Below are 13,650 nucleotides of genomic sequence, written 5' to 3' on the forward strand. Positions count from 1 at the left end.
TTGCCATGCTCTTAATATTGAATAAGTGTTTTAATATTTAAATCGCCAAGCTTTTCGCGACCATTTAATTCTAGAAGTTCAATCAGGAATGCACAGCCTACTACCTGACCACCTAATTGTTCTACTAAACGAACCGTTGCTTCAACTGTACCACCAGTCGCTAGTAAATCATCACAGATTAAAACTTTTTGACCAGGCTTAATTGCATCATGATGCATTGTTAACGTATCTTTACCATATTCAAGACCGTAGTCTGCACTAATTACCTCACGTGGTAATTTACCAGGTTTACGAACAGGGGCAAAGCCGATTTCAAGTGCATAGGCAACTGGACAACCGATAATAAAACCACGTGCCTCAGGGCCAACAATAATTTCAGCGCCCACTTCTTTTGCATATTCTACGATTTGGTCTGTTGCATATTTGTATGCAGGACCATTATCCATAATTGTTGTAATATCTCTGAAGGTAATTCCCTCTTTCGGCCAATTTTCAACCGTTGTAACGTATTGCTTTAAATCCATGTTATTGCTCCTCCTACGAAACGTTATTCGTCCGCTGATGTTAAACGTTCATCAAACCATTGTTTTAATTCTATATAAGGAGCATAGACAAGCTTTTGCTCCATTTCAATCTGTTCTGAACGTTGTTTGTAAGACGGTGCCTCTGTTAGTGCTTGTTTTGGAGCATTCACGTTGACAGTCGTCAGTCCACTCTCCATTTTAACAAAATCAAGCTCAAAAAACACCTGTGTCATAAATTTTAGTGTATCTAATGGCCACCCCGTATGCTTCGCTAAATCTGCGATATGCATATCAAGCGGAAAGGCTGGTCGATTTTTCAAGAACTTATAATACCAAGCAAATTGCTCACGAGTAGGTAGACCACTGAAGTATTGCGAGTCAGGCATATAAAAATGAGCATAAATACGTGAAGGGGCTGTCTTCTGTAAAACGTCCTCTAGCTTTTGAACATTGTGTGGCAAGTCTAAGAGCACGATGTAATCACTTTGTTCAATATTTGAAAGGGCTGGGTCAACCAGTGTAATAGGTGCACCGATTAATGATTGATAATAGGTCATCGTTTCTGGACGAAAGGCGATAAACCGGGCCACGTCCTTCGGTACCGTATTCAGCCATCGAGCTGTTTGACGAATACCACGAATATCAAATAACTGCCATTCTGTAGTTTGGACATCCTCGATCATAAATTGGGCTTTTTTACGTCCCTGCCATTCGTTAATTTGCAAATCGCCTATAAAGGAAACTTTGATGCCATACGTTAATTCATCATGTAAATGCCCTTTATTAAAACCAACACTATCCAATTTATCATAGCCGTTTGTTATTTCCATTTTAATATGATTCTCGCCCGCTCCAATTTTACGCATGGAGGCGATTTCTACATCCTCCAGCACATACACAGGCTTAGGGAAATCTGTGCCAAATGGTCCTAGTGTTGAAATTTCCTCAATAGCATCCGCTGAAATTTCGTCTATGCTGAGCGGTATATCAATATGCACTACAGGTGTTAATTGCTCCTCTGTTAAACAGGCTCTTGCCTGAGCATCTAAGCGAGTACGTAGTTCATCCACATGCTCTAATGATAAGGTCATACCTGCAGCCATAGGATGTCCACCAAAATGCGGTAAAATATCTCGATTTTTAGCTAGTTCATTATATAGATGAAAACCTTCAATACTTCGAGCAGAACCTTTTGCTATGCCCTTTTCGGGATCGAGTGACAGCACAATCGTTGGGCGGTAATACAGTTCAACGAGACGTGAGGCTACAATTCCTACAACACCTGCGTTCCAGCCCTCGCCAGCAACAACAAGAACTAAGGAATTGCCGATTTTTTCATCTGCTTCAATCAGTGCGATGGCTTCATCTGTAATACTTTTCACAATATCTTTGCGCTCGGTATTGCAGGCATTTAGCTTTTTTGCCAATGCGGTTGCTTTAGCATTATCCTCCGCCATTAATAATTCGACACCAGGAGCTGCTTCACCTAGACGACCAACAGCATTCAATCGTGGACCAAAATAAAAGCCAATCGTTTCTTCTGTAATTTTCATCTGCTCTGTACTGGCTATGTCACACATCGCTTGTACCCATGGACTAAGGGAACGACGCATTTCTTGTATGCCCCTCTTCACGAGATAGCGATTTTCATCCACCAACGGAACCAAATCTGCTACAGTGCCAATCGCCACAAATTCTATTAGATGGCTTGGTAGTTCACCATAAAGAGCATGTGCCAGCTTAAAGGCTACCCCTACTCCTGCTAGCTCGCCAAATGGATATTGCCCTTCTGGTATTCGGGGATGAAGAATAATATCTGCTGGTGGTAGCTCCTCACCTGGCTCATGGTGATCTGTCACAATGACATCCATACCAAGCTCCTTTGCTACTCGAATAGGCTCAATACCAGATATACCATTATCCACTGTAATGATTAACTGTACACCATCTTCATAGGCCTCCCGAAATAGGGCTTCATGCGGACCATAGCCATGGATAAAACGATTCGGAATTTTAAAGGAGACGTCTGCTCCAAGATCTAGTAAAACATGTAACATAACGGTTGTGCTTGTCACACCATCCGCATCATAATCACCATACACTAAAATTTTCTCACCATTTTCTAGTGCTTGTTCAATTCGTGCTACCGCTTCAGCCATACCATGCATAAGAAATGGGTCATGGATATTTGCCTCAGTCATATTTAATAAGCTTTCTGCCTCAGCCGTTGTTTCGCAGCCTCGTGCTGCTAAAATTTTTGCTGCAATCGCAGAAAGTTGTAAGTCATTTTGTAATGCTTGTACAAGTGTTGCGTCAGGACGCTCCACCTGCCATCTTTTTTTCGATAGAATCATCTGCTCACTTCCTTACGAAAGCTATTATACCGAATTTCTATAGGTTGCGCACTATCCGTTAGATTGATAGTTTTATCCATCGATTTTTAATTTCTATTCGTCACTTTTCCATTTCTTTCATCATCAAAAAAGCCTACTCTTCTAAAGAGTAGACTTTTCTAACATACCTTTTGAGGCGGCTACTAATGCTTCCACTGTTGCCAAATCTCCTTGATGCAATGCCGTCACAATGGCACTACCGACAATTACACCATCTCCCAAAGCCCCCATCTTTTTCACTTGCTCTGGTGTTGAAATACCAAAGCCTGCAAGCACAGGGATTGGACTTGCTTGACGTAAGCTTGCAAAATGCTGTTCTAAATTATCGGCAAAACGCGATCTTGCTCCTGTGATCCCATTAACGGTCACTGCATAAACAAAACCCTGACTAGCTGCTGTGATGCGTGCTATACGCTCTGGAGGGCTTGTCAATGAGATAAGCTGTACCACATCAATGCCATATGGATTTAATGCATCACGTAACAACTCGCTCTCTTCCAAAGGGACATCTGGTACAATTAATCCCTTAACTCCTCCAGCTACACAGGCTTGCGCAAAAGACTTTAAGCCATATGCTAATACTGGATTGAAATAAGTCATGACTACGAGAGGCACTGTTATTTCATCTCTAAATGACGCGAGTGTTTGCAACACTTTTCTTAATGTCACACCAGCTTTGAGTGCACGTTCTCCTGCTCGTTCGATTGTTGGACCATCGGCAACAGGATCTGTAAAAGGAATCCCTACTTCAATAGCTGTTACCTCTAATTGCTGCAGTTTTAAAATAGTTGGCTTAATGGTCTCTAGCCCTCCGTCACCTGCCATGATATAAGGTATGAAAGCTTTATGACCTTCAGCTTTTGCCAAATCGATCGCTTGCTGTAAAGTTGTCATTTTACATCCCCTCCTAGTGCTGCTCGAACTGTGTGAACATCTTTATCTCCTCGACCAGATAAGCACACAACAATGATCTGATCTTTTGCCATGGTCTTTGCAAGTTTTGCCGTATAAGCAATGGCATGAGAACTTTCAAGTGCAGGCAGTATCCCTTCTGTTCGGCTTAATAATTTTAGTGCCTCCAGTGCTTCAGCATCTGTGATGGAGTCAAATTGAGCTCGACCAATATCATGTAAATAACAATGCTCTGGTCCTTTCCCTGGATAATCTAACCCAGCTGAAATAGAATGTGCTTCTTGGACAAAGCCGTTTTCATCCTGTAATAAATACATGTAGGCGCCATGTAATACACCTAATTTTCCACCTGCGATGGCAGCAGCATGCTTCCCAGTTTCAAGACCACTTCCTGCTGCTTCAACACCGTATAAGGCAACTGATTCATCATCAACGAATGGGTGAAACATACCGATTGCGTTACTGCCACCTCCAATACAGGCAACAACTGCATCAGGTAAACGCCCCTCTTTTTGCACGATTTGCCTTCTTGTTTCTACTCCAATGACACGCTGAAAGTCCCGAACAATTTTTGGGAATGGGTGAGGACCTAAGGCAGAGCCTAAAATATAGTGGGTATCCTCAACATTTGTCACCCAGTAACGTAGGGCAGCGTTCACAGCATCCTTTAATGTTTTAGAACCACTTTCCACCGATTGAACCTTTGTGCCAAGCAACTCCATACGAAAGACATTTAACTGCTGACGTTTTATATCTTCTGCTCCCATAAAAACAACACATTCTAGATTTAATAATGCACATGCAGTAGCTGTTGCCACACCATGCTGACCAGCTCCTGTTTCAGCAACGATTTTCTTTTTACCCATGCGTTTGGCTAGAAGTGCTTGCCCAATCGCATTATTAATTTTATGTGCACCTGTATGGTTTAAATCTTCACGCTTTAAATAAACCTTTGCTCCATCTAGCGCCTTCGTTAAATTTTCTGCGTAATAGAGCGGTGTTTCGCGGCCAACATAGTCTTCTAAATAATAGGACAGCTCCTCTGTAAATGCAGGGTCTAGTAATGCTTGCTCATAAGCAGCTTCTAATTCAAGCAAGGCTGTCATTAATGTTTCGGGCACAAACCGACCACCAAATTGTCCAAAACGCCCTTCTTTTGTCGGTACACTATTTGCTATTGATATTCCCATCATCTGCTCCCCCTCTTTACTGCCTGTAAAAAAGCTTGTATTTTGGTAGAATCCTTGCTTCCATTTGTTTCTACACCACTTGAAACATCCACCATAAAAGGCCCTACATCCGTAATAGCCGCTTCAATATTGTCTACATTGAGACCACCCGCTAATAGTAATTTTTCTTTGGGAATCCCTACTTGCTCAAGGAGTGTCCAATCAAAAGTGTGACCACTCCCGCCTTTAAACTCTGTACCAGGCGCGTCAAATAAGTAATAATCTACCTGATAGTTGGCAGCCGCTTGAACATCCTCTTTTTCTCGTATCGATAATGCCTTTATGGCGGGATAACCTTGCTCCTGAATAAATGCTGGCGTTTCCTCCCCATGATATTGCACATAATCTAAGGGCACTCGCTCTACTGCTTCCTTTAATTCGGCTGACGTTGGATTCACAAAGACACCTATTTTTAAAACGCCTTGTGGTACATGCTTCGCTAACTGTTGGGCTTTCTCAATGGATACACGACGTTTACTCGGTGCAAAAACAAACCCTATAGCATCTGCACCAGCATGAACAGCTGTTTTGACATGTTCTTGCTCCTGTAGACCACAAATTTTGACCTTTGTCATACCGATGCCCCCTCTTTACTTACTTGCAAATCTCGTAGTGCTTGCCCCGCATCTCCACTCCTCATCAAAGCTTCACCTACAAGGACACCACTAACCCCCATCGAGGCTACTTGCTTCGCATCTTCTCGTGTCCATATGCCACTCTCACTAATTAATACTCGATTCTCATCAAATGGAAACGTATTAGCAATTTCTTTTGTACGCTCTAGGCTTACTTCAAAGGTACGTAAATCACGATTATTAACGCCAATTAACTTTGCATCTACTGCAAGAGCGCGTGCAAGCTCCTCACTATCATGTACTTCCACTAAAACTTCTAGGCCTAAGCCCGTTGCATAGCTATATAAATCACGTAAGGCATCGTCCGTTAAAGCAGCCACAATTAATAAAATAATGGATGCACCTGCTGCCTTGGCAAATCGAATTTGTACCCGATCGATCATAAAATCCTTACAAAGAAGGGGTGTATCGACTGCACCAGCAACTGCTGCTAAATCTTCAAAGGAGCCTTTAAAAAATTCCTTATCGGTTAAGACCGAAATAGCTGCTGCCCCCGCTCGTGCATAGATTTGTGCTTGTGCAACTGGGTCTGCCCCGCCAGCTATTAACCCTTTGGAAGGCGAAGCACGCTTCATCTCAGCAATGACTTGCAGTGTATGGGCTTGTCGCAATGACTCAATTAACGAGCGACGTGGCGTATCTGTAAAGTTTGCTAAAGGGTCTGGCTGCTCTAACAAAGCGCCCACCTCAATCTTTTTTTGCTGCAAAATTTTATTGAGTATATTCATTATCCTACCTCCACTTCTTTAATTTGCTTGCTATACGTAACAACCGCCTCTAATTTTTGTTGTGCTCTCCCACTAAAAACACTTTCCTTTGCCATGGCTACACCCTCTTTGATGGTTTCCGCTTGACCATAACCAAATAAGCCGATACCAGCATTTAATACTACTGTATCTAAATAAGGACTCTGTTCCCCAGCCAATATTTTTTGCATAATCACCGCATTTTCATCTGCATTGCCACCACGGATGGCCTCTAAAGGTGCCGTTTGAAGACCAACATCTTCGGCAGTTAGGAAAAATGGAATTAAATCACCTTTATCTACTAAAACCAATGTATTTTGTCCTGCTAATGAAGCCTCGTCCAAGCCCTGTGGTCCTGAAACGACAATCGCCCGCTCACGTCCAAGCATTTGTAAGACTGAGGCATATTCCATGACAAAATTCGGACGATTAATACCTGTAAATTGTGTGGATAATGGGACCGGATTTGTTAAAGGACCAACAAGATTAAAGATTGTCGGTTTACCTAATGAACGGCGAATTTCACCAATCCTCTTTAATTTGGGATGGACATTCGGTGCATAAATAAAAGCGATCCCCTCTCTCTCTAGCAAATGAGCTGTTTGTGGGATAGAAATAGCTGTATGAATACCTAGTGCCTCTAGCACATCTGAGCTACCAGAGGAGGAAGAGATTTTACGGTTCCCATGCTTGGCAATTTTGACACCCGCTCCAGCTAACACAAAAGCAGAAGCTGTACTGATGTTAAAGGTATGAAGACCATCTCCACCTGTACCGCAATTATCCATATAGCTACCTTCTTTTACGGCTATATCAAGAGCAAAAGATCGCATAATAGTTGCTAATGCGGCTACTTCATGTGCAGTTTCTCCCTTCGCCGATAAAGCTGTTAAAAAGCTTGCTATTTCTTCTTTAGGTGTATCATCTTGAAATAACCATTGCGCTGCCTGTAACATTTCTTCGTACATGAGATGTGTTCCCTGCAGTACTTTCCTTTGTAATCGTTCCATTAGCTTTGCCCCCCATTGTTCACCAGTAACTGTAAAAATGCCTGTTCTTCCTCTTGCACTTGGTGTAAAACGTCTTGCACATTTGTATATTTGGTAACAGTTATTGTTGCTTGTAAAGTCATGCTATCCTGTTTAACTACAATAGATTTCCCTGTTAAAGCAAAATCCAAATGACCATTAAATCCAATAAAGCCAAGGGCACCAAAATTACCAGCTGTATGCGGAAGCTTCGTAGCTGAAAGTGGAGATATGGTTGCTGCTAAAACATCAAGGGCATGAAGCATTGGTAAAAGCTTTCCTTCCACCCTAGTCGTCATGTGCAGTGCCTTTTTGGACCGCTGGATACGCATTGCCTCCATGACCTGAACAGAATCTCGGAAACAAACCGACTGTAATTCTTGCTGAACAGCACTAACAAGTAGTGCATGTGATTGTCTAATGCTTTCATGGTTGTATAATTTGTGTTCATTTTCTAGGTCTTCATTTTTTGTTTCCCCTCGCGGATATGTTCCCTCTGTAGGAGTCGCAATAACTCTTTCACCTTTTACTTGAATTAGACTTTCAGGAGAAGTACCTAACACAACATGCTCCTCAAATTCTATATAATACATATGGGCTGCAGGCCTTTTTTTGCGTAGCTGCCGATACAAAGCAAACGTATCACCTTGAAAATTTGCTACATAATGATTCGGCAAAACTACCCTTGTTATATCATCATGTAAGTTAGCTTGCATTGTCTGTAAAACCTTTGCAAATGATTCATTTGTTGTAGCATCAAGCGGTTGATAACGATAAGATGCTTCGTCACTGATATACCCGTTTACTATTTGTTGAGCCAATTCTTCCAAATCAGGTTCTTGCTTTTCTGCATCAATATTTGTATGAATCAATGTCACTTCATCTGTTTGATGATCGAAGACAATAATCGTTTCATAGACATGAAAATAAGCATCAGGCAATTCTATTTTTTTATCTACGAACATCGTTGTACCGCCAAAGCCTATATACCCAACGGCACCACCTGAAAAAGGAAATTGTGTCGTATTGGAAATACGTGGCATAAGGCGTTTAAGAAGAACAAAGAGTTCTCCTTGATGCACATATGTTTTTCCAGTTTTATAGGAAACCTCCTGAATTTCTTGGCCCACACCTTTATATGTTTTTCGGGGATTAGCCCCAATAAAGGAAAACCTTCCCGTTCCTTCATGTTGAGCAGAACTTTCCAATAAAAATTTATGTTTTCCCTGTAAACGTCTGAAAATCAAAATAGGTGTTAAAGAATCGCCATTGATCGTTTTCATTTTTGTTCTTGAACTCGTTGTTTGCATAGCTATTTTGCTCCTTTTTCAAAGATTCCTTTAGCTAATGTCTAGACGAATGCTGACTGAAAATAAAAAAGCCCTCTGCAAAAGGATTATTCCTAATTGCAGAGGACGATTATGACCGCGTTGCCACCTCATATTAGAGCATATGCTCTCACTTTTGTGCTTTTCATTATGGGTATGGTGAACCACACCTTGAAAGCACCCCTATAACGTGGGGAATTACGTTCGCTTTTTATAAGCGACTCTCATAAGTCCATTCACATAAGCTGTAAATCAGTTTACACCATCCACTGACTCTCTTTATTACACACTTATGCTACTACTCTTATTCAACAATTTCTCAGCTATTCTCATCTAAACTCAGCTCATCTGTTCTTCGGCTGACCTCGCTCCCGAGACCTTCTACCTTGACCGAACAAAAAGTTAGCCTTAATTCTATGCCAATCCAATACTATTGTCAATCAATTCTGACGAAAAAAGTTGAAATTCCTATTTTATCAGAAGAATCAAAAGTAGGTATATTATCCTTCTATAAAAACTTATTGGAGAATAAGATTTCCTACGATTGAAAATTCCTTGACTATTGACCATGTAAATATATCAAGTTATAGTAATTTCAGAACATCAATTTTTTCCATATAATAAAAGAAAGTAGGAAGTTTATGTCCGTTCGCAAAAAATTAAATATAGGATTCATTTCCTTAACATGTTTACTTTTTATCTCAAGCATCGTATCATTTATTCAATTTAAAACAACTCAGAATGATTTAGAAGAAGTATTGAATCATCGGATGGTGCAAATCCAATTAACAGATAAAATCCAACAACAACTTGCTTCTCAAGGTTTATTTTTACGCTCCTATATTTTAAATAAAAAGGACGAAACAGCTAAGGCCAATTTAGATCGCTATGAAAAGTTGTTACCTGAAACAGTTCATGAACTTTCTACTATTGTTCGATCAGATTATACAAAAAATATTATGCAGCAAATCACGGAATTGCAAAAAGAGTTACTATCATATTCACAGAAAGCTTTACAAGCGTTTAATAGTGGCAACACGGATCTAGCACTCTCTATCATCAATAATGATGTTACAAAATACAATAAGGACATTTTTAAGTTAACAACTGAATTATTAGCTTATCACGATGAACAGCTTCAAAATGTTGACCAATCTGTTAATCAAACCGTTTCACGCGCTATTATCATTGCTATTAGCCTTCTCCTTGCAAGTATTATTATTGGTTTATATTTTATGCATATGGTCAAAGCCTCCATTGTCCTGCCCCTACGCAAGGTTATTGGAGCAGCAGATACATTAGCACAAGGTGATTTAACAATTGCTGAGCTTGACCATCAATCAAAAGATGAGATCGGTACACTTGCCAATGCAGTCAATACATTAAAACAAAATCTAGCTGGTTTAATGACTAACATTCAAGATAGTGCATCCCATTTATCGGCTGTTTCAGAAGAGCTTTCTGCTAGCACTGAAGAAGTAACTGCAACTTCCGATAATATTGCTCAACGAATTCAAAATAATGTAACACATATCACTTCTTCTGCTAGTGCCTCTCAGCAAAGTGCTGTGGCAATGGATGAAACTGCATCAGGTGTCCAACGCATTGCAGAGGCGACTCAAAGTCTTCATCACAATGCAGAAAATCTGAAGCAGCTTGCCCATACAGGTGGTGCAACGATTGCAACAGCAAAAGAACAGATGAATATGATCGCACTAGCAACTTCTGATATTGCAACATTAACGCAAAAACTAAGTAAGCAATCAGAAGAAATTGGGCAAATTACAACAGTGATTACAGCAATTTCAGAACAAACAAATTTACTGGCACTAAATGCAGCTATTGAAGCAGCAAGAGCAGGAGAACATGGGAAAGGCTTTGCAGTCGTAGCGGATGAGGTACGAAAACTTGCTGAGGAATCGAATCAATCTGCCAATCAAATCGTTGCTATTACAAAAGAAATTCTAACAGATACACAAAATGTTGCAGCATCAGTAAATAATGGTTTAGCTTCTGTAAAGGATGGTGTAGCCAAAATTCATGAGGCTGGAGATGCTTTCTACTCCATCACCTCTGCTGTTGCAGCATTCACAGAGCAAATTGAAGAAATTTCTGCCACATCTGAAGAAATCTCTGCTAGTGCAGAGCAGGTTGCAGCTTCTGTCACGGAAATTGCCAATGTTTCTAACGAATCAGCAACGAATTCTCATATGATTGCAGAATCTGTTGACGAGCAAGTTGCGACCATGCAGCAGGTAAATACTGTCGCAGAAGAATTAAGTGAAAATGCGCAACAGCTACAAGGCTTAATCCAGCAATTTAAATTGTAAATACTATATGAAAAATCTGCTGCTTTTTATAAAAGGCAGCAGTTTTTTTTGCATGAAAAAAGCAGAGAATAGAAAACCATATGTTTTCCATTCTCTGCTCATTATATTATACAGTAGGCTCGTCTGTACCCCATTGTTTCTTCTCTTTTTTACGTAGCTTCCCATCTGATTTTTTCATTTCACGAATTTTTAATGAATACCAGATTTGAGCTGCGATACAGATTGAAGAATACATACCTGTAATCAAACCAATCAATAACGCGATAGAGAAGTTTTGAATAGATGGTGCACCAAAAATTAATAGGGCTACAACAACAATAATTACAGTTAATACTGTATTAACCGAACGACCCATTGTTTGGCGTAGCGATTTATTCACGATATTCGCCAATACTTCACGGTCATTAATTGTATCATAACGATCTAAGTTTTCCCGCATACGGTCAAAGGTAACAATCGTATCATTGATGGAATACCCAACAATTGTTAATACAGCCGCAATAAACGTAATATCTACTTCTAAACGCATGAAGCTAAAGACGGCAACAATTAAGAATACATCATGCAATAATGAAACAATTGCACCAATACCCATGCGCCATTCAAAACGAACTGCTACATAAATGATAATCCCTATTGCTGCAAGAGATAAAGCCTTAATCGCATTTTTTACAAGTTCCTTACCAACTGTAGGCGATACAGTACTTACAGCTGGTTCATGACCATATTTTTCGCCAGCTTCTTTTTTAAATTCTAAAATTTCTGCTTGTGTAAGGTCATCTTTATAGCGAATGACTGCTGTATTACTTTTCTCACCAGAGAGTATGATATCTTCTGATGAAAAATCAATGCTATCTAGATATTTGGACACTTCTTCTTTTGTTAATGTTTGATTCGATTCAATTTGGACACGAGTACCGCTTGAGAAATCGATACCTAGGTTAAGGCGGAAGATGCCAAGAACCACTAAACCAGCCACTAAAATGGCTAATGAGAACGTATAGAATTTCTTACGGTTGTGAACAAAGTCAAATCGATCGAATTTCGTTGATAAATCTAATGTACCAATATTTTCATCTAGACTATGCTGTTTAGATTTTGCAATACCAAACCATGCAGGACTGTTGAAATAGCCACTGTTTACAAGTAGTCCTAATAGGACACGTGAGCCCCAAACTGCTGTTAAGAAGCTCAATAAAATACTAATAATTAATGTTGTAGCAAATCCTTTAACAGAGCTTGTTCCCCATTGGAACAATACTGCTGCAGCTAATAAAGTTGTCAACTGCGCATCGACAATGGCTGATAAAGATTGTTTAGAACCAATTTGGAAGGCTTGTTTAGCGGAATAACCCACTCGTAGCTCTTCACGTATACGTTCTGCCGCTAAAATATTGGCATCTACTGCCATCCCTATACCAAGGACAATGGCCGCAATACCTGGGAGTGTTAATACCGCATTAATCCAGTCAAAGACCACTAATACTAGGAATGTAAACACAACCAGTGTAATGATGGAAATAAAGCCTGGTAAACGATAGTAGAATAGCATAAATAAGAAAATAACTATTACGCCGACAATACCAGCAAAAATAGTACTTTTCAGTGCTGCATCACCAAATTGAGCACCAACAGAAGTTGAATAAATTTCATCTAGCTTTACAGGCAATGCCCCAGCATTTAAAATATCTGCTAAATTTTTTGTTTCTTCAACAGAGAAATTACCGCTAATCATAACATCTGTTGTATTTAACGTTTGACTAACTGTTGCTGCAGATGCATAGCGAGGCTTTGCTTTTTGTGATTCCGCTTTATAGGAATCGACTCCCTCTTCAAAGTCTAACCATACAACCAGTAAATTTTGACCTGCGGGTTTTGCCGCAATTTTACTTGTGATGTCAGCAAATTTTTTCGCATCTTTTAAAGTTAAGGATACAATCGGACGATTTTGTTGGTCAAAAGAGCCTTTAGCTCCGTTGGCTTTCAAATCGTCTCCATCTAATAATAAATTATCATCCACATCACGGAATGTTAAATTCGCAGAAGTAGACAATAACTTACGTGCCGATTCCTGATCCTCAACACCAGCTAATTGCACACGAATACGATTTTTGTCCTCAACCTGAATACTCGGTTCACTAACCCCCATCGTATTTACACGTTCACCAAGTGCAGTGGATGTTGCTGTGACAATTTCTGGTGTAATTTTTTGTCCTTCTTTTAATTCATTTACCTCGTAAAGCACTTCAAACCCGCCTTGTAAGTCAAGACCAAGCTTGATGTCCTTTAAGACGCCGTTTACAGTCGTACTAATACCTGCTGCCAATAGCACGATAATCAGTAGGAATGCAACTATACGACTTTTTAGTTTCATCAATAAATCCTCCTCGAATTGGTGTAAGGGCTGTCCTTACACGCCAAACAAGTAACTAGCAATACCTTTTGAAACGTTTAATCCTCCTTTTCATCTAGAATCGTGTTACCTGTGCTTCAAAAAGGTTGCTATACTTATTTCAATCGTTCAT

10 protein-coding genes and 1 other annotated feature are annotated in these 13,650 nt (G+C 40.1%); of the genes, 1 reads left to right on the forward strand and 9 read right to left on the reverse strand.

What is annotated here, in order from left to right; all coding sequences use genetic code 11:
• Positions 1–11: 11 nt before the first annotated feature.
• From MHB39_RS15970 to MHB39_RS16005, 8 genes are all read right to left on the reverse strand, one after another.
• Positions 12–524, reverse strand: a complete 513-nt coding sequence (locus MHB39_RS15970; RefSeq protein ID WP_004226730.1) for an adenine phosphoribosyltransferase — start codon at positions 522–524, stop codon at positions 12–14.
• 23 nt (positions 525–547) lie between these two features.
• Positions 548–2,878 (reverse strand): single-stranded-DNA-specific exonuclease RecJ, encoded by a 2,331-nt coding sequence (recJ, locus tag MHB39_RS15975; protein WP_048392109.1) that lies wholly within the window; start codon positions 2,876–2,878, stop codon positions 548–550.
• Between the two features lie 141 nt (positions 2,879–3,019).
• Positions 3,020–3,811, reverse strand: coding sequence for a tryptophan synthase subunit alpha (trpA, locus tag MHB39_RS15980; RefSeq protein ID WP_342544517.1), 792 nt, complete (start codon positions 3,809–3,811; stop codon positions 3,020–3,022).
• On the reverse strand, positions 3,808–5,019 hold the full coding sequence (gene trpB / locus MHB39_RS15985) for a tryptophan synthase subunit beta (RefSeq protein ID WP_342546924.1): 1,212 nt from the start codon (positions 5,017–5,019) through the stop codon (positions 3,808–3,810). The genes trpA and trpB overlap by 4 nt, the downstream gene beginning before the upstream one ends.
• Positions 5,019–5,633, reverse strand: coding sequence for a phosphoribosylanthranilate isomerase (locus tag MHB39_RS15990; RefSeq protein ID WP_315056752.1), 615 nt, complete (start codon positions 5,631–5,633; stop codon positions 5,019–5,021). The genes trpB and MHB39_RS15990 overlap by 1 nt, the downstream gene beginning before the upstream one ends.
• Positions 5,630–6,421 (reverse strand): indole-3-glycerol phosphate synthase TrpC, encoded by a 792-nt coding sequence (gene trpC, locus MHB39_RS15995; protein WP_258859800.1) that lies wholly within the window; start codon positions 6,419–6,421, stop codon positions 5,630–5,632. The genes MHB39_RS15990 and trpC overlap by 4 nt, the downstream gene beginning before the upstream one ends.
• Positions 6,421–7,449 (reverse strand): anthranilate phosphoribosyltransferase, encoded by a 1,029-nt coding sequence (gene trpD / locus MHB39_RS16000; protein ID WP_342544521.1) that lies wholly within the window; start codon positions 7,447–7,449, stop codon positions 6,421–6,423. The genes trpC and trpD overlap by 1 nt, the downstream gene beginning before the upstream one ends.
• Entirely contained in the window at positions 7,449–8,777 is a 1,329-nt protein-coding gene (locus MHB39_RS16005) for a chorismate-binding protein (RefSeq protein WP_342544522.1), read from the reverse strand. The genes trpD and MHB39_RS16005 overlap by 1 nt, the downstream gene beginning before the upstream one ends.
• A 98-nt stretch (positions 8,778–8,875) precedes the next feature.
• Positions 8,876–9,116, reverse strand: a binding site (T-box leader).
• 320 nt (positions 9,117–9,436) lie between these two features.
• Between MHB39_RS16005 and MHB39_RS16010 the strand changes: the two genes are divergently transcribed.
• A complete protein-coding gene (locus tag MHB39_RS16010) occupies positions 9,437–11,125 on the forward strand; it encodes a methyl-accepting chemotaxis protein (RefSeq protein ID WP_342544523.1) in 1,689 nt (562 codons plus the stop codon).
• 106 nt (positions 11,126–11,231) lie between these two features.
• Here the strand turns inward: MHB39_RS16010 and secDF are convergent, their stop codons facing one another.
• Positions 11,232–13,499: a protein translocase subunit SecDF gene (secDF, locus tag MHB39_RS16015; RefSeq protein ID WP_066036503.1), complete on the reverse strand. Its 2,268-nt coding sequence runs from the start codon at positions 13,497–13,499 to the stop codon at positions 11,232–11,234.
• Between the last annotated feature and the right edge of the window lie 151 nt (positions 13,500–13,650).

It is taken from the genome of Lysinibacillus sp. FSL K6-4013 (genome assembly GCF_038630435.1).
GTDB lineage: Bacteria > Bacillota > Bacilli > Bacillales_A > Planococcaceae > Lysinibacillus > Lysinibacillus boronitolerans.

Excerpts from the sequence above, each read along its gene's own strand:
- secDF (WP_066036503.1), bottom strand. The coding sequence starts at position 13,499 with ATGAAACTAAAAAGTCGTATAGTTGCATTCCTACTGATTATCGTGCTA.
- trpA (WP_342544517.1), bottom strand. The coding sequence starts at position 3,811 with ATGACAACTTTACAGCAAGCGATCGATTTGGCAAAAGCTGAAGGTCAT.
- MHB39_RS15990 (WP_315056752.1), bottom strand. The coding sequence starts at position 5,633 with ATGACAAAGGTCAAAATTTGTGGTCTACAGGAGCAAGAACATGTCAAA.
- recJ (WP_048392109.1), bottom strand. The coding sequence starts at position 2,878 with ATGATTCTATCGAAAAAAAGATGGCAGGTGGAGCGTCCTGACGCAACA.
- MHB39_RS16005 (WP_342544522.1), bottom strand. The coding sequence starts at position 8,777 with ATGCAAACAACGAGTTCAAGAACAAAAATGAAAACGATCAATGGCGAT.
- MHB39_RS16010 (WP_342544523.1), top strand. The coding sequence starts at position 9,437 with ATGTCCGTTCGCAAAAAATTAAATATAGGATTCATTTCCTTAACATGT.
- trpB (WP_342546924.1), bottom strand. The coding sequence starts at position 5,019 with ATGGGAATATCAATAGCAAATAGTGTACCGACAAAAGAAGGGCGTTTT.
- trpC (WP_258859800.1), bottom strand. The coding sequence starts at position 6,421 with ATGAATATACTCAATAAAATTTTGCAGCAAAAAAAGATTGAGGTGGGC.
- trpD (WP_342544521.1), bottom strand. The coding sequence starts at position 7,449 with ATGGAACGATTACAAAGGAAAGTACTGCAGGGAACACATCTCATGTAC.
- MHB39_RS15970 (WP_004226730.1), bottom strand. The coding sequence starts at position 524 with ATGGATTTAAAGCAATACGTTACAACGGTTGAAAATTGGCCGAAAGAG.